Source organism: Acinetobacter sp. 228 (assembly GCF_048147885.1).
The window spans coordinates 83,135-106,793 of the sequence record NZ_JAYWYV010000003.1 but is presented as its reverse complement, the minus strand read 5'-3'; the positions used below and the strand labels follow the sequence as shown (position 1 = coordinate 106,793).

Here is a 23,659-nt window from a genome sequence, read left to right as displayed (position 1 = left end):
TAAACAAGCATTCAAGCGGAGACAGCAATGCAAATTTTTTACGATAAAGACTGTGACTTATCTATTATCCAATCTAAGAAAGTAGCGATTATTGGTTACGGTTCACAAGGCCACGCGCATGCGCTTAACCTCAAAGATTCTGGTGTTGACGTAACTGTTGGTTTACGTGCTGGTTCTACTTCTTGGAAAAAAGCTGAAAATGCTGGTCTTAAAGTTGCTGAAGTTCCTGCTGCTGTTGCGCAAGCTGACGTAGTGATGATCTTGACTCCAGACGAATTCCAGTCTCAACTTTATCGTGATGTAATTGAGCCGAACATTAAAGAAGGTGCTACTTTAGCATTTGCTCACGGCTTCTCTGTTCTTTACAACCAAGTTGTTCCACGTGCTGACTTAGACGTAATCATGGTTGCACCTAAAGCACCTGGTCATACAGTGCGTTCTGAATACCAACGTGGTTCAGGTGTTCCTGACCTTATCGCGATTCACCAAGATGCTTCTGGTAACGCTCGTAATGTTGCACTTTCTTATGCTTCAGGCGTAGGTGGCGGCCGTACAGGTATTATCGAAACTTCATTCCGTGAAGAAACTGAAACTGACCTATTCGGTGAGCAAGCAGTTCTTTGTGGTGGTGCAGTTGAATTGGTTAAAATGGGCTTCGAAACTCTTGTTGAAGCTGGTTATGCGCCTGAAATGGCATACTTCGAATGTCTACACGAACTTAAATTGATCGTTGACTTAATGTTCGAAGGCGGTATCGCGGACATGAACTACTCAGTATCTAACAACGCTGAATATGGCGAATATGTAACGGGTACTGAAGTAATCAACGAACAATCTCGTGAAGCGATGCGTAATGCGCTTAAACGTATTCAATCTGGCGAATACGCGAAGATGTTCATTAACGAAGGTGCTTTAAACTATCCTTCTATGACTGCTCGTCGTCGTCAAAACGCGGCTCACGGTATTGAAGTAACTGGTAACAAGTTACGTGCGATGATGCCTTGGATCCAAGCGAACAAGATTGTAGATAAAGAAAAGAACTAAGGTTTCGTGCCTTAAAAAGAGGAAAGCAGCGCTTTCCTCTTTTTTCGTACCTTGGATCCAAGCAAACAAAATCGTTGATAAAGAGAAAAACTAATTTCTCGTATCAATTGATTTTGAATGCGAAAAACCCACTCTTTTAGAGTGGGTTTTTTTAAAACCTAACATTGCGTGTCTTTTGCTTCATGCAAAGCAATGCTTTTTGATAGTGAAAGAGAAGCCTTTTTTTATTTCATATTAAGTAAGCGAAAGCAAGATGAATTAAAATAATAAAATTTTTAAATAAGGTTGTAATAAATTAATTGAGAAGTAGCTATTATCTTGATTAATTCAAGTGAATAATGATTAAACTGAGGATGATGAAATAAAATCGCGTATTTGACTTTTTAATTAAAAAATCATTTGAGATTTAATATTACTTGGTTAGAATTACTAGGAGAGCAAGAAGCCAATATTTTAAAACTAGATTTTATTTGAAAACTAATTAAAAAATATCTCTGTAATAAAAATTTATATTGGATTTAATTGTAAATTGTAAGACTTTGTAAAATTTAAAAATGAGATTAATATAGTCAGATATTTTTATTTAAAATAATATAAATATCAATATCTTATATTTTTTAAATAAGATTCTGAGAAAATCATTCTTATATATAATATATAAACATAAGTTTAACAGGATTATAGCTGTTTTATATATATCCTTGTAAAAAAAGAATTTTTAATAAAAATTTAAAAAATATAGTATAAGCAAATGTAGTGTGAATAATAGAGCTTCTATATGTTTTTTAATGAATAATAATAAGATGGCTGCACGCCTACAGTAACATTACTCATAATAACAAGAGTCCAAAATGTAAGCGTAAAACTTAATAAATATATTCTTCCAAAAAGGAATGGAGCATACTTATGAATAAAATAACTCAAGCAGTATTAGCCACCGTAGTATTGAGCTTTGGTTTAGGTTCAACAGCAGTTTATGCAAATCAGACTGCAGGAAAACCAGGTTCCCAAACACCACATAAGCCAGGCAAACATGGATGTGGAGATAAGTGTGACGGAAAAATTGACATTGTCCTGGAAGTTCCAAGACATTGTGATTTGGATGTGGAAACACCACAATTGACGCTTGCGCAAACAACGGGAGGTAACTGGAGCGATGCAGGTTTCTTTAATGTAAGCACAAATGCTCCTTATCGATTAAATATTAATGCACCAAATAATTTGCGCAGTGGCCAGAACTCTGTACCTGTATCTGTGACAACTACACGTGGTGGACGGGCTTATTCTGGAGCTCAATCAAGTACTAAGGGGCAAGCTCATCGTTGGGATGTAGCAGCTACAGTGGCTGGTAGTGCGATTGCAGCAGCTGATGCTGGTACTTATCGTGGCACATATAATGTCGAAGTTCGATTCTAATAATAAGAAACTTACTCTTAATAAGTATTGAACGGATAGGAGGTGTGTGAATCATCTCCTATTTTAATAATTTTTTTATTGAATAATAACTATAATAAGTTTTTGGAGTAAAAAATGCATAAAAAAATAATTGGATTTTTATTATTATTGTTATGTAGTGCTACTCTCTCTGCAGGAATAAAGTTTAGCCCAATCCAGTTATATATTGAAAATTCTAAAAAACAGAGAAGTACAACGGTTAATATTGAGAGTACAGGGTTAAAATATTCAAAAATATATGAAATTTCAGCATTTAAATGGCAACAGAATGAAAGGGGGGATGATGTTCTCGTCGAAGATAAAACATTATTATTTAATCCAAGAACCTTTGAGTTAAAACCGGAAAGTAAGCAGATAGTCCGGATCGGATTTAGTCAGCCACTTACAGGTACTGAAAAGCAGCAAGCATGGAGAGTTATTTTTAAAGAAGTTACACCTGTAGAAGACACTTCATCGATCAACTTTTTATTTAATTTTTCCTTGCCGCTTTTTACAGAAAAACACTCAGCACCACAACTTAATGTAAATCTGGAAAAGGTAAATGGTTTAGCTTATTTGAAAGTGGGAAATAAAGCCAAATCACATGCAAAAATTGTAGAGGTTATAGTATTAGATAATCTGAATAATGAAGTATTAAAAAAAGATTTTACCCAATATGTTTTGAGTGGAAATGAAATTAAATTTGAAATTGGGGAAATAAAAACTACTGGAAATCTGAAGTTGAAAATAAAAGTAGAAGAATATGGGGAATATTTAGAATACCCTATCAGTGCTTAGAACGGATTGGCAAAAGAATAAAAATAGTCAAAGGAAGTGCTATGAGAGCCACTAAAATTCTTATGATGATAGTCTGTGGTATTGGGGTGACGCCTGTAAAAGCAAATACTAGTCCGGTACAAGGCCAGACAAAAGATCCGGAGATGTTAATCGTAAATATATGGATAAATGGCCTGGATTATAAAACTGAAGCAATTACTTTCACGGAGGACAGGAAAAAATTTATTGAATGTGAATCCTTGCATAGTTTAGGAATTAAAGTAGAAAATTTTCAACGCCATTTAAAGAAAAAAGATTTCTGTTTAATCACTCAAACAGGAATTACAGTCGAGGATGACTATAGCCTTCAGGCAATTAAAATTAATTTTCCAGTCAGCTATTTTGAAGATCAGGCTTATGATCTAGAAGTATTGCAGCCTGCAAAGGCGGATTTTGGGGGATTCATTAACTATAATTTATTCTACAGTAGAGATAGTCGTGATCAGGAATTTAATACATTTTCAGAAGTTGGAGTATTTAAAGATTACTGGTTATTTAAAAATGCCTTTTTATATCGGAATGAACCTGAAGGCCAAGAAAAGAAATTCTTAAGAGTAAGAAGTAGTTTGGACTTTGAATTTCCTGATAGGTTTTTAAGATTAACACTAGGGGATACTACCAGTCCTTATAACACTTTAAATAGTTCTTTTCGTTTTGGGGGTTTAAGTCTTGGGACCATTTATACTGATCGTCCAGATTTTGTTTATTGGAATATCCCTGCTTTGAATGGCAGTGCCAGCCTGCCTTCAACTGTAGATTTATATATTAATGGCATAAATTTATATAAAGATTCAGTTGTACCAGGTAATTATAATCTGCCTGCAGGCTCAATTGTAAATCAGGCAGGTGATGCGCAAATTGTGGTGGAAGATATTTTAGGGAATAAAACAGTTAGAAGCTTCCCTGTATATATTAATAACCGTTTATTAAAGCCTAGACTCAATGAATATAATATTTCTTTGGGAAAGCTAAGATATAATTATGATTATGTTGATGATGATTATCGCGAGTTTTTTACTAAACTGTTTTTCCGTAGAGGACTTAACTTTTCAACTACCTTGGGTGGAGATCTTTTATATAGTGAGAAAGTAAGTAACTTTGACTTGTTATGGACCCAAGGGGTGAGTAAGTATTTTTTGCTGGATACGGCATTTTCAGTAAGTAAAGATGATAAGGAAAACCAGCGGGGCTATGCAGGATCTGTTGCCATAACACGGGATTTTGAAAACTGGTCATTAGGGATTAATAGCCGGTATTTTACTAAAAAATATGAATACTTAAGTGAGGATGATTACAGTTCTAATCTTAAAACTTCAGATATTATCTATTTTAATTTTTCTAATTTAAAAATTATTGACAGTTTAAATCTCAGTTATATTCAGCAGTCAAGTTACGCTACTGAAGATTTTTTCGAAGATGATCGTAAAATTTTTGATATTAGAGCATCAAAAAAACTAACAGATAATTTATATACAAGTTTTGGTTTTTTCAAAGATTTTGGAGATGGTGATGATGGAGGGTTTAACATTGCTTTTTCTTATGATTGGGAGGGGAAAGGTCAAATCTATCTAGATCATGATACTGATAATAATGAAACTGGCTTAAGTTATAGTAGAAGAACCATGACCCAAAATGGTTTTGATTATATTCTCGGAGTAAATCAGCGCGATAATGAAGTTAATTATAATGCCTACGGTTTATGGAAAACCAGCATCGGGAATTTGCAGCTGTCACACGATGAGTTTGAAGACCAGCGCAATTCACAGGCCGTGTTTGACGGGGCCTTAGTTTGGCTGGGGAATAAGGTAGCATTTACCAAATATGCAGATAATGCCTTTGCATTGGTCAATGTAGATCAGCATCCAGAGTTAGATATCTATCGCTCTGCTACTTTGGTAGGAAGTACCAATAATAACGGTTATATGTTTATACATAATATTATCCCTTATATTAATTATGATATTTCTTTTGACCATAACCAATTGTCGATGGAAGAAACTTTTACACATTCTTCCAAGAAAATAATTGGCCTGGATCAACGCGGATATAAATTAGATTTCCCTATTCATAAAACCAAGCGGATTCCATTAAGAATAAAAGACTTTAAACAAAATAATTTAATAGCAGGTTCAGAAGTGGTGGTTGAGGGCTTAAGCAGTGATCCATCTTTTGTGGACAGTCAGGGGATTGTCTATTTATATCTGATTCAACCCGGACAATACCGGCTTAAAATAAAAACACAAGGTGGCCAGCAATGCCAGGCTCAATTGATTGTTCCTCAAAATCAATTTCAAAATTCAGAAAATCAAATTTTGGAAACCATATGCAGATAGGTGTAAAAATGAAAAAACTTTTTTTATTTATTCTAGTGAGCATGGGGGGGATTGCGAATGCCCAACATTGCTCAATTGATGGATTTACGAATCCGGAATTACGTCTGGCGAGTTACCAGCGTAGTCAGTCCGCCACTTCATTTAATATTTCATGCGATACTGGCTATTCGATCCTGTTTAATAGTCAGAATCTGGTCAGTTCAAGTGGTGTGAGCTATGTTTCCAATGGCCCTTATAAATTACGTACCAAATTAAATTTGAGTGGTGCCAACAGTAATTTGTGGGGGGTGAGGCTCAATCAGGGGGCAGCCCAGCGACAAAAATACATTGTTTCAGTTCAGCTTGAGGATAATCCTTTAAATGGAGTTCCCGCAGGCAGATACAGCGATCGGGTTTCGATAGATATTTCCTTCTAATTTTCACAGGCTGTTGCTCTTGAAATAAAATCATAACTGGTGCACTTCATTTGAGGTGGGCATCAGGTTGAAATACAGATTTATATAAAAATGCGTCCCTATGGCGAGTGAGATGAAGTTGATAGAGATTTATTTATTGATCCGCTTAATAATTTTAAAAATAATCCTCTTTTTCTTTTCTTTTTATGATTCATGAGTTGGTCATATCTTTTGCTTATAGTGGATCAAATATACAAATAAAATAGGTGCGAGATGCAGCCCATGTCCATCTCAGAATTATTAAAGCAACAGCCTGTTATGCAAAAATCCGGTTTGATTTAAAACAACAACGTAAACAGGCTACTCATGACAAAATGGTCTTAGATGATCTGACCCGTTCCCGTTTGAAAATTGCCATTGTTACTGAAACCTGGCCTCCTGAAATCAATGGTGTTGCCCATGCGTTATTACAACTTTGCAAAGGATTGCAAAAGCAGGGACATAAGATTTTATTAATTCGTCCTGAACAACATCACGTCTGTACCGAATTCAAACCATATAACGAATGTTTGGTTAAGGCACATTGCATTCCCAAGTACAGCAATTTGCAGTTTGGCAGACTACAATTCCTGAAAATTCATCAAGCTGTTGAAGCTTTTGCACCGGATATTATTCATATTGTGACTGAGGGACCTTTAGGATTAGCGGCTCAGCAGCTTGCAAAATTTCATAAAATTCAAGTATCTAGAGGATTTCATTCGTCATTTCAGGAGTTCAGCCGGTTTTTTGATCTGGTTTTTTTGCTTAAACCCATTCAGGGCTATTTAAAGTGGTTTCATAACAATACTGACTTAACCTGTGTCCCAAGTCGGGATACTGCTCAAGCCTTAAAGCAGTTTGACATATCCTGTCCAGTGGCAATCGTAGGCAGAGGTGTTGATCCAGATACATTTTCACCAAAGTGGCGCTCATCGGATTTGCGTTATGCTTGGGGAGTCTCAGGCGATACCCGTGTGATGCTGTATGTTGGGCGGCTCTCGCCTGAAAAGGAAATTGACGTGCTGATCAAAACCTACTTTGTTCTGCGCCAGCTTCACCAGCAAGATATACGTTTGGTGATTGTGGGAGATGGACCAGACCGGACCCGACTGCAACAGCTGAATCAGGATGGCAGCATTCTTTTTACTGGCAGCTTAACCGGGAAAAACCTGTCTGAAGTTTATGCCAGTGCCGATGTGTTCTGTTTTGCCAGTCAGGTAGAGACCTTTGGAAATGTGGTGCTGGAAGCGATGGCCAGTGGCTTACCGGTGATTGCTTATGATTATGCCTGTGCAAATTTACATGTGCGGCATGGTCAAACAGGATGGTTAAGCAGGCTTGGCAACCAGCAGGATTTTATCCAGCAGTTGCTTGGATTGCCTGATCTGCACAGATTGCGACAGATGGGCGTACAAGCACGTAAAAAGGCAGAAACGGTCGGCTGGCAGTATCCTGTCCGGCAGTTTGAACAAGCATTGTATTCACTGGTACGGCATCAGGAATACAATATATAAAACAAGAAAGGAGCAACAGTGTGAAACTCCAGAATGTAAAAATTAAGTTTTTGGAAATTGATTTAAAAGGCTGTGTCTATCTGAATCATTTTTCGCATTCAGCACGAATTGCTACTTTTTTTAAAATCATTAGTCGCTTAGGGAATGGCGCATTTTGGTATTTCATGCTGTTACTGGTTTGGATCATGCAAGGCCTGATCTATACCTTACAGATTGTTTATTTGATTTTGGGAAGCACCGTAGCGACTATCATTTACAAGATGCTAAAAATTAAAACGGTGAGACCACGTCCTTATCAGGTGCATCAAGTCATCCGTCTGGGTGAACATCCCCTGGATCATTTTAGTTTTCCCTCCGGGCATACCTTGCATGCTGTCATGGCAACCACTGTTTTAGGCTATGTCGCCCCTTTATTGCTGATGCTGATGTTGCCTTTTACAGTTCTAGTCGCAGTGTCCAGAATGGTATTGGGCTTGCACTATCCAAGTGATGTGGTGGTTGGGGCTATTCTGGGTGGTATGATGGCAATTGCCATTGTGCTGACTGCACCTTATTTAAATATTGTGTTGTAAAAATAAATGAAAGCCGGGACAAAGGCTCGCAGATTTTCACAGATTTGTTAAAGTACAGCATCAAAGCAATTATGGTGAGAAATAGAGATGGGTTTACGTTGGACAGATACTCTCGATATCGCGATTGAACTCTACGAAGCGCATCCTGATGTGGACCCGCAGTGGGTTCGTTTTACCGATTTACATGCCTGGGTATGTGCCTTGCCTGAATTTGAAGATGATCCGACCAAGTCGACTGAAGGTCTGCTGGAAGCTATTCAAATGGCATGGATTGACGAGGCACGCTAAGCCCTCATCTTAAAAAAGCATTTTTTTACAGATGAAAAGCAGAAAAATGCGCATTATCTCGGTATAATGCGCCAAAATTTCATGTCAACAATTGACTTAAGGAGCCATCATGGCTATCGAACGTACTTTATCTATCGTTAAACCAGACGCAGTTGCTAAAAACCACATCGGCGACATCTTTGCTCGTTTTGAAAAAGCTGGTCTTCAAATTGTTGCAACTAAAATGAAACATTTGACTCAAGCTGAAGCTGAAGGCTTCTACGCTGAGCATAAAGAACGTGGTTTCTTTGCTGACCTAGTTGCATTCATGACTTCTGGTCCAGTTGTTGTTTCAGTTCTTGAAGGCGAAAATGCTGTTCTTGCTCACCGTGACATCCTTGGCGCGACAAATCCTAAAGAAGCTGCTCCTGGTACAATCCGTGCAGATTTCGCTGTAAGCATCGACGAAAATGCTGCTCACGGTTCTGACTCTGTAGCATCTGCTGACCGCGAAATTAACTACTTCTTCGCGCAAACTGAGATTGCTCCACGTACTCGTTAATTCGCAGTATTCAAGCCAGATAAGTGTTATTATACTTATCTGGTTTTTTTATTCTCTGAATAATTCTTTGCTCACATATTGAGCTTCTCCTTTCATCTTTAGGCATGGTTTAGGTAATACACATGAGTACTGAAGTCGTCGCTGTATCTGCAGTTTCAGCTGCACAGCAACCATCTCCGTCCACTCCGGCACAGCAAAATGCTGTAGAAAAAGTGAACCTACTCGGCATGTCTCGTCCGCAAATGGAGAAATTCTTTGAGGATATGGGTGAGAAGAAGTTTCGTGCCGGGCAAGTCATGAAATGGATTCACCAGTTCTTCGTGACCGATTTTGCTGAAATGACCAATATTTCCGGCAAACTACGTGAAAAACTGGAAAAGATTTGTGAAATTAAAGCACCGGAAGTGGTGCATAAAAACTATTCCAAAGATGGAACCCGTAAATGGGTATTCCGTGTTGGCGATGGTGAAGGTTCTCTTGTTGAAACGGTACTGATTCCTGCTGAACATCGCAGTGGTTTACGTCGCACTTTGTGTATTTCTTCACAAGTGGGCTGTGCACTGGACTGTTCATTCTGTTCGACCGGTAAACAGGGTTTTCAGCGCGATTTGACCCAGGCGGAAATTATCGGTCAGCTCTGGATGGCGAATTATTCCTATATGGAAGATGTGCCTGTACTTGAGCGTGAACGTTCAGTCACAAACGTGGTGATGATGGGCATGGGCGAGCCATTGCTCAACTACGATGCAGTATTGAATTCAATGCGCATTATGCTGGATGACTTTGCATACGGCATGTCAAAACGTCGTGTGACTTTATCGACTTCTGGTGTGGTGCCGAAAATCGATCAGATGGTCAAAGATATTGACGTGGCGCTGGCTATTTCATTGCATGCGCCAAATGATGAACTGCGTAACGAGCTGGTGCCGATCAATAAAAAATATCCGCTTGAGCAGCTGATTGCTGCATGTCAGCGTTATATTGCCAAAGATGGGAATGAAAGTTCACGTAAACATGTAACGATTGAATATGTGATGTTAGATGGCGTGAATGACCATCCTGAACATGCGCAGCAAATGATTAAGCTGTTGAAGAATTTGCCAAGCAAGATTAATTTGATTCCTTTTAATCCGTTCCCGCATGCGCCATATGGCCGCTCAAGCCGCAACCGGATTATTTCTTTCCAAAAAACTTTGTCTGATGCCGGTTTTGTGTGTACGATTCGTCAGACACGCGGTGATGACATTGATGCCGCGTGCGGACAGTTAGTCGGACAAGTTGCTGACCGTACCCGTCGTGCGGAACAGTGGAAAAAGAAAATTGCGCAATCGAATGAGATCATGCGCTCACAAGGATAATAAGAGGTCGCCAGTTGAGAAATCTAACATCAAAGTTTGCTTTGATTTCAACAGTATGTGTGTCTTTGGTTTTAGTCGCGTGTCAGACGCCAGATCTGGGTCAGAAAGACCCTGAAAAGGCCACCAAAGTCCGTACCCAATTGGCGGTAGAATATCTGAGAACAGGTGACCTGGATGCAGCCAAACGTGCGCTGGATCAGGCACTTGAGACTACTCCGCGTGATTCTCAAGCAAATATGATGATGGGCGTGCTACTGCAACAGGAAGGTAGTAAGCTTAATCTCGAAAAAGCAGATCATTATTTCAAGCGCGCGATTTCGGCCGATCCGAAAAATGCGCAGGCGCGAAATAATTACGGCACCTATTTATATCAGCTTGAACGCTATAATGATGCGATCGAGCAGTTTCAAATTGCTGGTGCCACGTTGGGTTATGATCAGCGATTCCGCGCACTGGAAAATATGGGGCGGATTTACCTGAAACTGGGTGATACAGCAAATGCTGAAAAATCATTCAAACAGGCGCTGCAAGCCAATCGCGATTCTTATATTTCAATGTTAGAGTTGGCAGAAATATTTTATTTAAACCAGCAGTTCCCGGCGGCGACACAAATGTATCAACAGTTTGTGCGTGGTGTGGGGCAGAAAAATCAGGGTGCCCGTGCACTCTGGATTGGCATTCGCACTGCGCGTGCCGGAGGTGATCAGTTGGGTATGCAGGTATTGGTCAACCAGTTACGTGCACTCTTTCCTGAAAGCCAGGAATACCAACGTTATTTGCAATTACAGTACAGTACTGAGGCCGTATGGAAGTAAATCCTAATTCACCATCGAATCATTCGAGCGTAGCTCCAAATGCGTTAGGAAATATTCAACGTCCGGGCGAGTACTTGCGCCAGATTCGTATCAATCAGCAACGCAATCTGGAAGATGTAGCGAAAGAGCTGAATATTCCGCTCAAAACCCTGACTGCACTGGAACAGGACGAATATAAGTCTTTGCCTGAAGCGACCTTTATTAAAGGTTATTACCGGACTTATGCCAAATTTCTGGGTGTTGATGCTTCAAGCATTATTCAGCGTTTTGATGAAATTTATACCAATGATACCGGGTTGCTGCCGAATCATGCCCTGAACAATTCTCCTATTAAAATTATGGGGAAATTGCCAGGCTCCAAGCGGGACCGCAATCGTAAGTGGTTAAAGCGCATTTTTATTACGCTGGTAGTGCTACTGATTTTGGGTGCACTTTTTGCCATGATTCAGAACTGGTCGAGCAGTAATTCACAAAATAGCAGTGAAGTCTCTGGAGTGGGCGCTTCTAATGTCGAGATTCTGAATCTGGATACAGGTAACGCGCTTTCGGGTGACCAGCTGAAACTTGAGTTTAAGCGTCCGACCTCTGTGCATATTGTGGACTCGGCAGGCAATGTTCTGGCAACTGGCCGTCAGGCATCAAGCTTGCAGCTGAATGGTGAAGCACCATTCCAGATTCGTCTGGATGATGCATCGGCTGTATCGCTCAGTTTGAATAATGAAAATATTTCATTGTCACCCTACACTGTGAACGGAAAAGCAGAATTCCGTTTATCACCTTAACAGATCAAGAGTAGAGCAGAACAATGATCGTAAATCCAATTAAACGTCGTCCAACACGTAAAATTCGTGTGGGTTCAGTTTATGTGGGTGGTGATGCACCAATCAGTATCCAGTCCATGACCAATACTGAAACCTGTGATGTGGCAGCTACGGTTGCACAAATCCAGCGCTGCGTCGATGCTGGTGCAGACATCATGCGGGTTTCTGTGCCAACGATGGAAGCGGCGGCGGCATTTGGTGAAATTCGCAAGCAGGTCAATGTGCCTTTGGTCGCCGATATTCACTTTGATTATAAAATTGCTTTGGCAGTTGCCGATTTGGGTGCAGACTGCCTGCGTATTAACCCGGGCAATATCGGTTCTGAAGCGAAAATTCGTGAAGTCGTGGCCGCAGCACGTCATAACGACATTTCCATGCGGATCGGTGTTAATGCCGGCTCCCTGGAAAAAGATATTCAAAAGAAATATGGCGAGCCGACAGGTCAGGCATTGCTTGAATCTGCGATGCGCCATATCGATATTTTAGACCGTCTGGATTTCCAGGAATTCAAAATTTCAGTCAAAGCATCGAATGTGTTCCTGACCATGGATGCGTATCGTTTGCTGTCACAGCAAATTGATAATCCGCTCCATCTGGGTGTCACAGAAGCGGGTATTTACCGTACCGGTTCGGTTAAATCTGCGATCGCTTTGGGCGGCCTGCTGATGGAAGGCATTGGGGATACTATGCGTATTTCCTTAGCTGCCGAGCCTGAAGAAGAAATTAAAATTGGTTTTGATATTCTGAAATCGCTGGGTTTGCGCTCCAACGGGATTAACTTCATTGCCTGCCCAAGCTGTTCACGTCAGGAATTTAATGTGATTTCAGTGATGCAGCAACTTGAAGAGCGTTTAGAAGATATTCGTACCCCAATGGATGTTTCTGTCATTGGCTGTAAGGTCAATGGGCCGGGCGAAGCCAAAGAAGCGGATATTGGTGTAGTGGGTGCAAGTCCACGTTCACTGGTGTACCGTAATGGTGAAAAGAGCCATTTAATTGACACGAATCAATTGGTTGATGAAATCGAAACCATGGTTCGTCAACGTGTTTCCGAGCTTGAAGAAGCTAAATCTAAAGAAATTATTCGTACAAGTTTTCCTGAGTAGATCATGAGTTCAATCGTCGCAATCAAAGGTTTTAATGACATTCTCCCAACGCAAACCCCAGCTTGGAGACGTCTTGAACAGCATCTATCCGGTTTGATGGATGCCTATGGCTATCAACAAATCCGTTTGCCTATCGTAGAACAGACCAATCTGTTTAAACGTTCGATTGGTGATGCAACCGATATCGTTGAAAAAGAAATGTATACCTTCCTCGACAAGGGTAATCCGCCTGAGTCGTTGACGCTGCGTCCTGAAGGGACGGCGGGTTGTGTGCGTGCCATGCTGGAGCATAACCTGCTGCGCGGTGCGACGCCTCGCGTCTGGTATATCGGACCCATGTTCCGTTATGAAAAACCGCAAAAAGGCCGTTACCGTCAGTTTCACCAGTTTGGTGTAGAAACCTTTGGTGTGGCAACGCCAGATATGGATGCAGAACTGATTCTGATGACGGCGCGTCTGTGGAAACGTATGGGTGTGGCAGACAAGGTTCAGCTTGAGTTAAATACACTCGGTGAGTCGGATGAGCGTGCAGCATATCGTGCGGCACTGGTTGAATTTCTGGAGTCGCATAAAGCGGATCTGGATGAAGATTCTCAGCGTCGTCTGACCACCAATCCACTGCGTATTCTGGATTCTAAAGATGCCAAAACACAAAGCATCTTGGAAAATGCACCGAAACTTCATGATTTTATGGGTGAAGAAACGCTGGCGCATTTTACCCAGTTACAACAGTACTTGACCGATGCAGGCATCAGTTTTGTGATCAATCAAAAACTGGTACGTGGTCTGGACTATTACAACAAAACTGTTTTTGAATGGACCACAACCCATTTGGGTTCACAGGGTACGATCTGTGCCGGTGGCCGTTATGACGGTCTGGTGGGGCAACTTAAAGGCAAGCCTGATCAATCTGTCCCTGCTGTTGGTTTTGCCATGGGGATTGAACGTTTATTGCTTCTGCTGGAACAGGTTGAAGACAATACCCCAACACGTGATTGTGAAGTATTCCTGGTGGCTGAACCGGCTGCTCAAGGTAAGGCTTTGGTTATTGCGGAGCAGATTCGGGATCAGCTGGAAGCAGCGGGCAGTCAGATTCGACTGAAAGTGGGCTCACAGGGTTCAATGAAATCGCAAATGAAAAAGGCCGATCAGGCAGGTGCTTTATATGCAGCGATTTTAGGGGAACGTGAACTGGAAGCTCAGGCATTTACCGTGAAAGAGCTGGCAACTGCAGAGCAATCGAATGTGCCATTTACGGACTTCGTTGCATTTTTTAGTACTAAAATTTCTTCAAAATAATCGATAAAACATTAGGAAAAGGGTAATCTCATGAGCGCAATGAGTGGTGATGAACAGTTTGAAAGCTTGAAATCCTTTACGAAGAAATATGGTTCTTCGATGATTACCGGGATTTTAATTGCGCTGATTGCCTTTTTCGGATGGGAATATTGGCAGAAGAAAAACCTGGCAGAGTCGCAAATGAACACTGCTAGAGTTCAGCAGTTGATGGATGATGCACAGGCATCGAAAGGCGAGGGTTTTACTCAGCTGTCTGAAACTGCAGATAAAATTGTCAAGGAAGCCCCTGATTCAGCGCAGGCGATTCAGACTCAGCTGGTGATGGCAAAACTGGCTTATGATAAAGAAGATTATGCTGCGGCTGAGAAAGCGCTACAGAAAGTTGAAAACTCGAAAGTAGACGATAAAGGCCTGGTTCAGGTAGTCAAACTTCGTCTGGCTTATGCACAATTGGCGCAGAAAAAATATGATGCGGCATTAGAAACTTTAGAAGCAGTGACTGAGCCTGCATTCAAAGCAACTGCTGATGAAGCTCGTGGCGATATCTATGTTGCCAAAAATGATATTGAAAATGCTAAAAAAGTATATCAAAGTGCATGGGATGCTTTGATTGAACGTAAAGAAGAACGTCAGATTTTACAGATGAAGCTCGAAAGCGTAGGCGTATTGGTCGATGATCCGGAAATCGAACGCCCAATTATAGAAACACAAGCGGAAGAAGCTGAATGAATAGAAAATACAAAATTACCTGTGCCTTGACTGTTTTAACGCTTGCACTGGCTGGCTGTGCAGGTAAAACCAATAAAGTTCCAGAAGTAAAACCGAATCCACTTCCAAAACTGACCCAAGCCAAAACACTGGTGCCCGTATTTTCCACTAGTGTGGCTGCGACAGAGGCTGCCAATCCATTGCGTTTACGTCTGGATGCAGACAATGGCGTGGTTTTTGCGATAGATCCAAAAGGTGAAGTTTCTGCTTTTAATGGCAAGCAGCGTCTGTGGCAGAAAAAAGTCAGCAAAGATGGTTTAAGTTCCGGTGTGGAAGCAGCTGAGGGAATCGTTGTTGTCGGTAACCAGAAAGGCCAACTGTTTGCGCTGGATCAGCAAACCGGCGAGCAAAAATGGACTGCGCAATTGACCGGTGCCTTACTGGCCCCTTCATTAATTCATGCCGGGCGTGTCATTAGCGTGAGCAATGACGGTACTGTGTATGCGCATGAAATCGCGACAGGCGCACAAGTCTGGACTTATAATTTGCCTAATGTACAATTCAGCCTGCGCGGCATGGCTGCACCGGTTGCATTAGATGCGCGTAATGTGCTGATTGGCTCTTCCAATGCTTACATCTACGTGCTGGATGCCTTAAGTGGTATACCGAAATTACAGCGCCGTGTAGCAGTGTCTGACGGGCGTTCTGATATTCAGCGTCTGGTGGATATTGATGGTGAACCAGTGGTTGCAGGCCAGTTTGTGGTGACTACTAGCTATCAAGGTCAGGTGACTGTACTGGATTTAGCTTCACAACAGGTAGTCTGGAGTGAAGATGCCAGCAGTATCCAGCGTCCAGAAGTTGTGGGCAATGGCGTATTTGTGGCGCAAACTGATGGCAAAATCAAAGCCTTTGAGATTACTTCAGGTCAACTTCTTTGGGAAAATGACCAGTTGCTGAATCGCAAGTTAAGTAACCCGGTGATGCTGGGTACTGATCTTGTAGTTGGCGATCTGGATGGCGTTTTGCACCTGATTGATCCGCGTACCGGACAGATTACCGGTCGTGCAAAAACTTCTGGAGAAGTGCGTAACTTACGCGTCATCGACAACCAGCTGTATGTTTCCACACGCAAGGGCGCATTAAGCATTTGGCAGAACCGTTAATTTTAACGAGCCTTATGCTAAACTAGCCACAACCGTATTTTTTGAACGCGGGGTGATTGAAAAATCAATGCCCCGTGTTTTTATTTAGGGTATTTACCCCTTATATCTTCCTATGCTTTCTGATGTTCAGGCTACTTTGACGCCTGATATTAAATAAAGGTTACTCTATGAAACCCGTAATTGCGCTCATTGGTCGTCCGAACGTCGGAAAATCAACGCTGTTCAACCAGATTACCAAGAGCCGTGACGCATTGGTGGCAGACTTTGCCGGTCTGACACGCGACCGTAAATATGGCGATGCTACCTATCAAAATAAATCTTTCATTGTGGTCGATACTGGCGGTATTGGCGAAAATGAAGGTGGGATTGACTCCTACATGGCAGAGCAGTCCAAGACTGCCATTCATGAAGCTGACATCATCATTTTTGTGGTGGATGCGCGTGCCGGATTGCTGGCATCTGATGAACAGATTGCCCGTGAATTGCGTACTTTAGGCAAAAAAGTCTTTCTGGTTGCCAACAAAGTTGATGGTGTACATGCTGAAGCTGCCCTGGTTGAATTCTACAAACTGGGTATGGGCGAGCCGTTACAAGTCGCAGCCAGCCATGGTCGTGGTGTCCAGCAAATGCTGGAAGATGTACTTGCCGATGTACCGGAAGATGAAAATCCGGAAGAGCATGACAAAAACACGGGTCTGCGTTTAGCGATTATTGGTCGTCCAAACGTAGGTAAATCAACGCTGGTGAACCGCTTGCTCGGTGAAGAGCGTGTGGTGGCATTTGACCAGCCGGGTACAACACGTGACTCGATTTATATTCCATTCGAGCGTGATGGCCGTCAATATACCCTGATTGATACTGCCGGGGTGCGCCGTAAAGGTAAAGTTGATGAAATGATTGAGAAATTCTCGATTGTTAAAACTTTACAGGCAATGAAAGATGCCAACGTCATTGTTGTTGTAGTTGATGCACGTGATGGTATTGTTGAGCAGGACTTGCATTTGATTGGCTATGCACTTGAAGCGGGTCGTGCCATGGTTATTGCAGTCAATAAATGGGATAACATGACTGAATATGATCGTAAGCAATGTAAGCTCGATGTAGAGCGTCGCTTCGATTTTATTCCATGGGCGAAGGTGCATTTGATTTCTGCATTGCATGGAACGGGTGTGGGCGATCTTTATCCATCGATTCACCGTGCTTATGATTCATCGCGTTTAAAAGTGTCACCGGCAAAAATCACCCAGATTTTAAATGATGCGACAGAGGCCCACCAACCGCCTATGGTTCAGGGCCGTCGTATTAAAATGCGTTACGCACATATGGGTGGACAAAATCCGCCAACGATCGTGATTCATGGTAACAAGGTGGATAAAACTCCTGCAGATTATCGTCGTTACCTGGAAAACGTGTTCCGTAAAGTGTACAAGCTTGAAGGTACACCGATTAAAATTGAGTTTAAAACTTCTGAAAACCCGTTTGAAGGCCGTAAGTCTCAAGTGGATGAGCGTGCAGCTGCGCGTAAACGTCGTTATGTACAGAAATTCAAGAAAGCCGAGAAGAAATTTAAACGCTAATTCTATAGTTTAAATTTTTCGGATAAAAAGCCTGCGTACAGCGGGCTTTTTGTTTAGAGACATAATAGAATTTCTCTTCCAATAAAAGTGTAAATTCTTTTACACTCAAATCAATTGACATCTTTTTAATGGATTCACGTGGCTCGGCTGATTCAAATTCATCTGCATCAACTTTCTGATCTGGCATGTGATCAATTGTCAGACCGCAAAACCCAGGTTGCCGAACGGAAACGCGAAGTGGCATTTTTGCGCAATCAGCTTTTATCCCAATCTTTTGAATTGCCAGTTAGCGATCAACAGGTGGTACGGACGAATTTTGGCAAGCCTTATTTAAATGACTATCCAGACTTCAGTTTTAATCATAGCCATAGCCAGAATTTCTACGCCTTGGCCACGAGCAAGCAAGTTCAGAACTTGGGAATCGATATTGAAGAACTGAGCCGTAAAGTCCGTTTTGAAGCCTTGGCACAACATGCCTTCCATCCTGAGGAAATCAAAAAGTGGCAAGTGCTGGATTATGATCCCGAATACTGGTTCAAGGTCTGGACGACCAAAGAGGCCGTGTTAAAGGCATCAGGCTTGGGAATCCGGATCAACCTGAATGAACTGAATACCAATCTTCATCCTGAGCAAAATGGCGGGCGCTGCGAACATCCAGAGATTGGCGTCTATGCCTATCAAAATTATACGCTTGCTGGCTACATGCTCACCGTGGCCTGGCAAAGTGAGCACTCTTGCAACGGGCTGAGATTTCCGGTGATTCAGCTTCATCACATTGTCTAGGCCAGAATCAATCTCAGATTTTATTTTCTGGCAATGATCAGGTTGCTCAGCCGATTCACAAATTGCGGACTCATTCGCGATAAATGAAATAAAAACTGGCTTTTGAAACCAACCGGATGATGGGTTGCCTGCCAGATTGAATCTTTGAGCTGTGCCAGTTTAAGAATCTCTTGCGCTACATCCTCTGCTTTTAAATGCACGCCCATTTTTTTAATACTTTCTGCCTGCATATCTTTGACCATGGCCGTACTAACGAAAAGCGGCATCACATCCAATACCCGGATTCCATAGGGTTGCCACTCAATATCCAGACTTTCAGTCAGGCCACGCACTGCAAACTTGCTGGTGGAATAACTGCTTAAATCGGCCTGTCCATAAATTGCCGAAGCTGAAGATAGATTAATGATGCGGGCAAATGCAGACTCTTTTAAATAAGGAAAAGCGGCATGACAGCCGTTTATGACTCCTTTAACATTAATATCCAGAGTCCGATGATGCGCCGTAATATCAGTTTCTTCAAAAGGGCCTGAATATAAAATCCCGGCATTATTGACCAGAATATTGATTTCCCCCGCCCAGGCCGAAAATTCAGACAAGGCTGTTTCCCAGGAAGCATAATCGGCCACATCGAGAAAGCCGGCTTTGGCATGTTCGCCCAGTTGCTGGGCCAGCTGTTCAGCCTGTGCCGTATTGATATCATAAATACCGACTTTATAGCCGTGCTGGTAAAATAGCTGGGCGGTTGCTGCCCCAATTCCTTGTGCTGCGCCACTAATCAATATACTGTGCATGTGTTTGATCTCCTTATTGTCTTTTTTTTTGAGCATAACAAGAAACCGGCAGATTGACGCGACTATTTGGTAAAAAAGAGGTTTTTAAACATGGAACAACTACTCCAGATCATGCGCGAATTACGTGAAAAATGTCCATGGGATCAGCAACAGACCCCCGAATCTCTGACCAAATATGCGATTGAGGAAGCTTACGAAGTCGAAGCGGCTGTACGCTCTGGAAAAGTCGACGATGTCCGCGATGAGCTAGGTGATTTGCTGCTACAGGTGGTGTTCCAGTCGCAAATGTACAGCGAGCAGGGGGCTTTCGATTTTCAGGATGTGGTGCAGGCCATTACCGATAAACTGGTTCGCCGTCATCCGCATGTATTTCAGGCTGAACAATTTGCAAAAATGAGTCCGGAAGATGTGTCTGAGCTATGGAAAGAAATCAAACAGCAAGAAAAGCAGGGTAAGCCGCGTTCACGCCTAGATGATATTAAACATGCACCGGCTTTGGTGCAGGCCGATGAAATTCAAAAAAATGTCGCCAAAATCGGTTTTGATTTTCCAGACATGGCGGGTGCTTATGCCAAGCTGGAAGAAGAACTGGCTGAATTAAAAGAAGCGGTAGCCGGACAACATTCCGATGAAATACAGGAAGAATTTGGCGACTGCTTATTTTCTCTGGTCAATGTTGGTCGTAAACTTGGCATTTCCAGCGAGATGGCATTATTGGGGACAATCCATAAATTCCGGACCCGCTTTGCCTTGATGGAAGATCAGGCACAATTACAACAATTAGACCTGGAAAAGCTGTCACTGGCTGAACTTGATCAGCTCTGGGAACAGGCCAAATTACAAATAAAACAAAGAGTGGCACATGAAAAAAATATCTTATCAAATCAGTCCGACATGGATTAATCTTGTTCTGGGTTGCTGGCTCGGCTGTATTTCTATCGGGACTGTGCATGCAACTGCCACCGATTATATGGAATGGAAGACCCAACAGCAGCAACATGATGCGCGGCTGAAGAAAAAAGCCGCTGTTACTGCCACATCAGAAAGCAATCATTATCTGGCCAAGCCTGCATTGTCAGATTCCGCTACTGACAAAATCAGCCTGAATCGTGCCAGCCTCGAACAGTTGCAGGAATTGCACGGGATTGGTCAGAAGAAGGCTGAAGCCATTATTCAGTATCGGCAAAAAAACGGTAAGTTCAAAAGCATTGAAGATATTCAGCAGGTCAAAGGCATTGGACCGGCTTTATTTGCCAAAAACAAGGCGAAACTCGCTTTGTAGGGCGGCCATATGGATCATGGATTAGTTGATTGATTTGACTCGCAGGATTGACATAATCAAATTGCCCTTTAGTCGTGTAAGCGATATGATTAGCGTCATCTTAGAATTTTACGTTCAGACGTAGGAGACAGCGTCTTTTGCAAACTTTGCGCGCGTCAAAATGTGGTTTATCAACCGCTCAATTACCTTCTTATATTCTCGATGTGATTGATGCCTTAAACAAGGCAGGCTATGAAGCTTATATCGTGGGTGGTGGTGTTCGAGATCTGATGTTAGGTTTGAATCCTAAAGATTTCGATGCAGTTACCAATGCCACCCCGGCTCAGGTCAAGGAAGTTTTCGGACGGCGTTGTCGAATTATCGGGCGACGTTTCGAACTGGCCCATGTCTATTCGGGACGGGAACTGGTTGAAGTAGCAACTTTCCGTGCACCACCCAAAAAAGCAGTGACCTCGGCTGCGGGGATGATTCTGCGTGATAATAACTGGGGTAGCATCGAACAGGATTTTTCCCGTCGTGATTTCTCCATCAATGCGATGTACTACCAGCCGCGCAAGGGCATTGTGCTGGATTTCTGCAATGCAGTGGATGATATTCACAGCAAAACGTTACGCTTACTGGGTGATCCGGCTTTAAGATTTGAAGAAGATCCGGTGCGGATGCTACGAACCTTGCGTTTTGCCGCCAAACTGAACTTCAATATTGATGAAGCAATTCTGGAGGTTTTCACTCCGGAAATGACCCAGTTGCTGCGTGATGTTTCCCCACATCGACTTTATGATGAATCACAGAAACTGTTCACCATGGGACATCTGAATCGTGTCTTGCCGATGCTGATCGATTTTGGAATCTGGCAGCAGTTATTTGCAGATATCAAACCTAAAATTACGCCGTTTATGGAACGCGCTGCAAAAAATACCGATCAGCGCATTTCTATCGGCAAAACCATCAACCCGGCATTTTTCTATGCAGTGCTGTTATGGCAGCCATTTCTGGAACGTTGCGAATTCTATCTGAATAAAGGTGTAGTAGCGGCTGAAGCACGTGCCCAGGCTGGTCTCGACGTGTTAAAACGCCAGGCAACCCGTACTGTTATTCCGCGCTTTGCAGAAACCTTTATTCGTGAAATCTGGGAAATGCAGACCCGTTTGCTAAATCCTAAACCACAGCAAATCGAAGCTTTGTCCAGCCATGCACGTTTCCGTGCCGGCTTTGACTTTTTGCTGTTGCGTGAAAAATCAGGTGATGCGACTGCACAAGAGATGGGCAGCTGGTGGGATGCTTACCAGCAAATGAGTGGTGACGAGAAAGAGCGTGCCATTAGCCAATATAACCGTCAGCGTGCCAAGAGCCGGCGTAAGGCAAGTCAAGAAGAACCTCTGGAACAGAAACTGACGCAGCAGCAAGATTCCGTTGAGATCGAACCGTTGGTAAATGAACCTGAGCCGCGTAACCGCCGGGCGCGTAAAGCCAAGTTTGAAGACAAGGTAAAACCTCTGTCGCATGTAGCAGCCAGTGCCAGTGGTGAAATTGGCGCAGATCATCCGATTATGAAACGCAAGCGGGTAAAGCGTGATCTGAGTCAGGTGGTATTTGGGCCAACACAATGATCGTGACTTATATTGGCCTGGGCAGTAACTTGGGCGATTCACGCCAGATTCTGGCAGAAGCTGTACAGAAACTGGCGACATTGGGTCAGGTAAAAACCTCGCATCTGTATCAAAGTCCACCCATGGGACCACAGGACCAGCCAAACTATCTGAATGCCGTTGTACAGTTAACGACTGATCTGGCTGCTTTAAGCTTGCTGGACCGTTTGCAAGCTTTTGAGCAGGAAGCAGGTCGGGTACGTTTGCGGCATTGGGGTGAACGTACGCTGGATCTGGACTTACTGATCTACGGTAACGAGCAGATTCAAAATGAACGTCTCACCGTGCCGCATGTCGGGGTATTAGAGCGTAATTTTGTCTTGATCCCACTTCTGGATATTGATTCTGAAATACAGGTCAATGACACATTCTTAAAAGATCTGGACATCGTCAAACAATCGACCCTCACGGTACTCGATGACAGCAACTGGGCAAATATTTAATTTTTAAGTTATTGGTATGTTCGAGAGAACTTCAATCATAGAGGAACATCTTCATGGTCAGTCTGAGTGATTTAAGACGCTTCAAAGCTGATGGACGCAAATTTTCATGCCTGACTTGTTATGATGCCAGTATGGCCAAAGCCATGGAAATTGCCCAAGTCGATAGCATTTTAATTGGCGATTCTTTGGGAATGTCAATTCAGGGTCGCGACTCGACTTTGCCTGTTACGGTTGCTGATATGGCTTATCATACGGCTGCGGTACGCCGTGGTAACCAGCATGCCTTTATCATGACTGACTTGCCATTTATGAGCTATGCCACCTTAAACGATACCTTGCAAAGCTCGAAAACCGTGATGCAGGCCGGCGCACAAATGGTGAAAATGGAAGGCGGTGCATGGCTGGCGGAAACCGTACAGGTACTGACCCGGAACGGTATTCCGGTATGTGTGCATCTGGGTTTGACTCCGCAATCGGTACATGTTTTTGGTGGTTATAAACTGCAGGCCCGTACCCGTGAAGCTGCTAATCAGCTTATTGCAGATTGTAAGGCAGTGGTAGAGGCAGGTGCTGCACTATTGCTACTTGAATGCGTACCTGCACAGCTTGGCCAGGAAATCACCGAACTGTTTCCACAGATTCCCGTGATTGGTATTGGCGCGGGTGCAGCTACAGACGGCCAGGTACTGGTGGTTCAGGACATGTTGGGTCTGACCTTTGGCCATACCGCAAAATTTGTACGTAATTTTATGCAGGAACAATCGGGTGCTACTGCCATTCTGGATGCTTTTAAAGCGTACCATGCGGCAGTTTTAGATGGATCTTTTCCGGCACCAGAACAGACTTTTCAGGTTGAATTGTAAG

General features: G+C 42.7%; 24 protein-coding genes. 23 read left to right on the top strand and 1 reads right to left on the bottom strand.

Going from position 1 to position 23,659, the window contains the following annotated elements; all coding sequences use genetic code 11:
* The first annotated feature begins 27 nt into the window (after positions 1 to 27).
* From ilvC to VXQ92_RS03175, 18 genes are all read left to right on the top strand, one after another.
* On the top strand, positions 28 to 1,044 hold the full coding sequence (gene ilvC, locus VXQ92_RS03260; protein ID WP_144724060.1) for a ketol-acid reductoisomerase: 1,017 nt from the start codon (positions 28 to 30) through the stop codon (positions 1,042 to 1,044).
* Positions 1,045 to 1,989: 945 nt separating this feature from the next.
* Complete coding sequence (locus VXQ92_RS03255; protein WP_225215684.1) at positions 1,990 to 2,460, top strand: hypothetical protein; 471 nt, start codon at positions 1,990 to 1,992, stop codon at positions 2,458 to 2,460.
* A 114-nt stretch (positions 2,461 to 2,574) separates the two neighbouring features.
* Positions 2,575 to 3,276, top strand: a complete 702-nt coding sequence (locus VXQ92_RS03250; protein ID WP_416680383.1) for a molecular chaperone — start codon at positions 2,575 to 2,577, stop codon at positions 3,274 to 3,276.
* Between the two features lie 41 nt (positions 3,277 to 3,317).
* Positions 3,318 to 5,648: a fimbria/pilus outer membrane usher protein gene (locus VXQ92_RS03245; protein WP_416680381.1), complete on the top strand. Its 2,331-nt coding sequence runs from the start codon at positions 3,318 to 3,320 to the stop codon at positions 5,646 to 5,648.
* 8 nt (positions 5,649 to 5,656) lie between these two features.
* Positions 5,657 to 6,064 carry a hypothetical protein gene (locus tag VXQ92_RS03240; protein WP_416680380.1) on the top strand — a complete coding sequence of 136 codons (408 nt, stop codon included), beginning with the start codon at positions 5,657 to 5,659 and terminating at the stop codon, positions 6,062 to 6,064.
* 305 nt (positions 6,065 to 6,369) lie between these two features.
* The gene (locus VXQ92_RS03235) at positions 6,370 to 7,596 is read left to right on the top strand and encodes a glycosyltransferase family 4 protein (protein WP_416680498.1); all 1,227 of its coding nucleotides are present in this window, start codon (positions 6,370 to 6,372) and stop codon (positions 7,594 to 7,596) included.
* Between the two features lie 20 nt (positions 7,597 to 7,616).
* Positions 7,617 to 8,168 carry a phosphatase PAP2 family protein gene (locus VXQ92_RS03230; protein ID WP_144724064.1) on the top strand — a complete coding sequence of 184 codons (552 nt, stop codon included), beginning with the start codon at positions 7,617 to 7,619 and terminating at the stop codon, positions 8,166 to 8,168.
* Positions 8,169 to 8,255: 87 nt separating this feature from the next.
* Entirely contained in the window at positions 8,256 to 8,456 is a 201-nt protein-coding gene (iscX, locus tag VXQ92_RS03225; protein WP_064094779.1) for a Fe-S cluster assembly protein IscX, read from the top strand.
* A gap of 109 nt (positions 8,457 to 8,565) precedes the next feature.
* Positions 8,566 to 8,997, top strand: coding sequence for a nucleoside-diphosphate kinase (gene ndk / locus VXQ92_RS03220; RefSeq protein WP_064094778.1), 432 nt, complete (start codon positions 8,566 to 8,568; stop codon positions 8,995 to 8,997).
* Positions 8,998 to 9,119: 122 nt separating this feature from the next.
* A complete protein-coding gene (gene rlmN, locus VXQ92_RS03215) occupies positions 9,120 to 10,355 on the top strand; it encodes a 23S rRNA (adenine(2503)-C(2))-methyltransferase RlmN (RefSeq protein ID WP_064094777.1) in 1,236 nt (411 codons plus the stop codon).
* 14 nt (positions 10,356 to 10,369) lie between these two features.
* The gene (pilW, locus tag VXQ92_RS03210; protein WP_005261820.1) at positions 10,370 to 11,170 is read left to right on the top strand and encodes a type IV pilus biogenesis/stability protein PilW; all 801 of its coding nucleotides are present in this window, start codon (positions 10,370 to 10,372) and stop codon (positions 11,168 to 11,170) included.
* Positions 11,161 to 11,952: a helix-turn-helix domain-containing protein gene (locus VXQ92_RS03205; protein ID WP_064094776.1), complete on the top strand. Its 792-nt coding sequence runs from the start codon at positions 11,161 to 11,163 to the stop codon at positions 11,950 to 11,952. Before pilW ends, VXQ92_RS03205 begins: the two co-directional genes overlap by 10 nt.
* A 23-nt stretch (positions 11,953 to 11,975) precedes the next feature.
* Positions 11,976 to 13,097 (top strand): flavodoxin-dependent (E)-4-hydroxy-3-methylbut-2-enyl-diphosphate synthase, encoded by a 1,122-nt coding sequence (gene ispG / locus VXQ92_RS03200; RefSeq protein ID WP_180038809.1) that lies wholly within the window; start codon positions 11,976 to 11,978, stop codon positions 13,095 to 13,097.
* Positions 13,098 to 13,100: 3 nt separating this feature from the next.
* Positions 13,101 to 14,396 (top strand): histidine--tRNA ligase, encoded by a 1,296-nt coding sequence (gene hisS, locus VXQ92_RS03195; protein ID WP_416680378.1) that lies wholly within the window; start codon positions 13,101 to 13,103, stop codon positions 14,394 to 14,396.
* 30 nt (positions 14,397 to 14,426) lie between these two features.
* Positions 14,427 to 15,125: a YfgM family protein gene (locus VXQ92_RS03190; protein ID WP_416680377.1), complete on the top strand. Its 699-nt coding sequence runs from the start codon at positions 14,427 to 14,429 to the stop codon at positions 15,123 to 15,125.
* Positions 15,122 to 16,270, top strand: coding sequence for an outer membrane protein assembly factor BamB (gene bamB, locus VXQ92_RS03185; RefSeq protein ID WP_416680375.1), 1,149 nt, complete (start codon positions 15,122 to 15,124; stop codon positions 16,268 to 16,270). The genes VXQ92_RS03190 and bamB overlap by 4 nt, the downstream gene beginning before the upstream one ends.
* A 167-nt stretch (positions 16,271 to 16,437) precedes the next feature.
* Positions 16,438 to 17,847 carry a ribosome biogenesis GTPase Der gene (gene der / locus VXQ92_RS03180; protein ID WP_005103252.1) on the top strand — a complete coding sequence of 470 codons (1,410 nt, stop codon included), beginning with the start codon at positions 16,438 to 16,440 and terminating at the stop codon, positions 17,845 to 17,847.
* A 138-nt stretch (positions 17,848 to 17,985) separates the two neighbouring features.
* Entirely contained in the window at positions 17,986 to 18,630 is a 645-nt protein-coding gene (locus VXQ92_RS03175; RefSeq protein ID WP_416680374.1) for a 4'-phosphopantetheinyl transferase family protein, read from the top strand.
* A 20-nt stretch (positions 18,631 to 18,650) separates the two neighbouring features.
* On the opposite strand, the gene VXQ92_RS03170 is transcribed toward VXQ92_RS03175, so the two are convergent.
* On the bottom strand, positions 18,651 to 19,421 hold the full coding sequence (locus VXQ92_RS03170) for an SDR family oxidoreductase (RefSeq protein ID WP_064094770.1): 771 nt from the start codon (positions 19,419 to 19,421) through the stop codon (positions 18,651 to 18,653).
* Positions 19,422 to 19,511: 90 nt separating this feature from the next.
* On the opposite strand from VXQ92_RS03170, the gene mazG reads away from it, so the two are divergent.
* From mazG to panB, 5 genes are all read left to right on the top strand, one after another.
* A complete protein-coding gene (gene mazG / locus VXQ92_RS03165) occupies positions 19,512 to 20,324 on the top strand; it encodes a nucleoside triphosphate pyrophosphohydrolase (protein WP_416680372.1) in 813 nt (270 codons plus the stop codon).
* Entirely contained in the window at positions 20,284 to 20,703 is a 420-nt protein-coding gene (locus VXQ92_RS03160) for a ComEA family DNA-binding protein (protein ID WP_416680371.1), read from the top strand. Before mazG ends, VXQ92_RS03160 begins: the two co-directional genes overlap by 41 nt.
* Before the next feature lie 137 nt (positions 20,704 to 20,840).
* Positions 20,841 to 22,313, top strand: a complete 1,473-nt coding sequence (gene pcnB / locus VXQ92_RS03155) for a polynucleotide adenylyltransferase PcnB (RefSeq protein WP_191730397.1) — start codon at positions 20,841 to 20,843, stop codon at positions 22,311 to 22,313.
* A complete protein-coding gene (folK, locus tag VXQ92_RS03150; protein ID WP_416680370.1) occupies positions 22,310 to 22,795 on the top strand; it encodes a 2-amino-4-hydroxy-6-hydroxymethyldihydropteridine diphosphokinase in 486 nt (161 codons plus the stop codon). Before pcnB ends, folK begins: the two co-directional genes overlap by 4 nt.
* A gap of 53 nt (positions 22,796 to 22,848) precedes the next feature.
* Positions 22,849 to 23,658 (top strand): 3-methyl-2-oxobutanoate hydroxymethyltransferase, encoded by an 810-nt coding sequence (gene panB, locus VXQ92_RS03145; protein WP_416680369.1) that lies wholly within the window; start codon positions 22,849 to 22,851, stop codon positions 23,656 to 23,658.
* The last annotated feature ends 1 nt before the right edge of the window (position 23,659 follow it).

Excerpts from the sequence above, each read along its gene's own strand:
- ndk (WP_064094778.1), top strand. The coding sequence starts at position 8,566 with ATGGCTATCGAACGTACTTTATCTATCGTTAAACCAGACGCAGTTGCT.
- VXQ92_RS03160 (WP_416680371.1), top strand. The coding sequence starts at position 20,284 with ATGAAAAAAATATCTTATCAAATCAGTCCGACATGGATTAATCTTGTT.
- ilvC (WP_144724060.1), top strand. The coding sequence starts at position 28 with ATGCAAATTTTTTACGATAAAGACTGTGACTTATCTATTATCCAATCT.
- rlmN (WP_064094777.1), top strand. The coding sequence starts at position 9,120 with ATGAGTACTGAAGTCGTCGCTGTATCTGCAGTTTCAGCTGCACAGCAA.
- VXQ92_RS03250 (WP_416680383.1), top strand. The coding sequence starts at position 2,575 with ATGCATAAAAAAATAATTGGATTTTTATTATTATTGTTATGTAGTGCT.
- bamB (WP_416680375.1), top strand. The coding sequence starts at position 15,122 with ATGAATAGAAAATACAAAATTACCTGTGCCTTGACTGTTTTAACGCTT.
- VXQ92_RS03240 (WP_416680380.1), top strand. The coding sequence starts at position 5,657 with ATGAAAAAACTTTTTTTATTTATTCTAGTGAGCATGGGGGGGATTGCG.
- VXQ92_RS03170 (WP_064094770.1), bottom strand. The coding sequence starts at position 19,421 with ATGCACAGTATATTGATTAGTGGCGCAGCACAAGGAATTGGGGCAGCA.
- iscX (WP_064094779.1), top strand. The coding sequence starts at position 8,256 with ATGGGTTTACGTTGGACAGATACTCTCGATATCGCGATTGAACTCTAC.
- VXQ92_RS03205 (WP_064094776.1), top strand. The coding sequence starts at position 11,161 with ATGGAAGTAAATCCTAATTCACCATCGAATCATTCGAGCGTAGCTCCA.
- panB (WP_416680369.1), top strand. The coding sequence starts at position 22,849 with ATGGTCAGTCTGAGTGATTTAAGACGCTTCAAAGCTGATGGACGCAAA.
- folK (WP_416680370.1), top strand. The coding sequence starts at position 22,310 with ATGATCGTGACTTATATTGGCCTGGGCAGTAACTTGGGCGATTCACGC.
- VXQ92_RS03245 (WP_416680381.1), top strand. The coding sequence starts at position 3,318 with ATGAGAGCCACTAAAATTCTTATGATGATAGTCTGTGGTATTGGGGTG.
- ispG (WP_180038809.1), top strand. The coding sequence starts at position 11,976 with ATGATCGTAAATCCAATTAAACGTCGTCCAACACGTAAAATTCGTGTG.
- mazG (WP_416680372.1), top strand. The coding sequence starts at position 19,512 with ATGGAACAACTACTCCAGATCATGCGCGAATTACGTGAAAAATGTCCA.
- VXQ92_RS03190 (WP_416680377.1), top strand. The coding sequence starts at position 14,427 with ATGAGCGCAATGAGTGGTGATGAACAGTTTGAAAGCTTGAAATCCTTT.
- der (WP_005103252.1), top strand. The coding sequence starts at position 16,438 with ATGAAACCCGTAATTGCGCTCATTGGTCGTCCGAACGTCGGAAAATCA.
- hisS (WP_416680378.1), top strand. The coding sequence starts at position 13,101 with ATGAGTTCAATCGTCGCAATCAAAGGTTTTAATGACATTCTCCCAACG.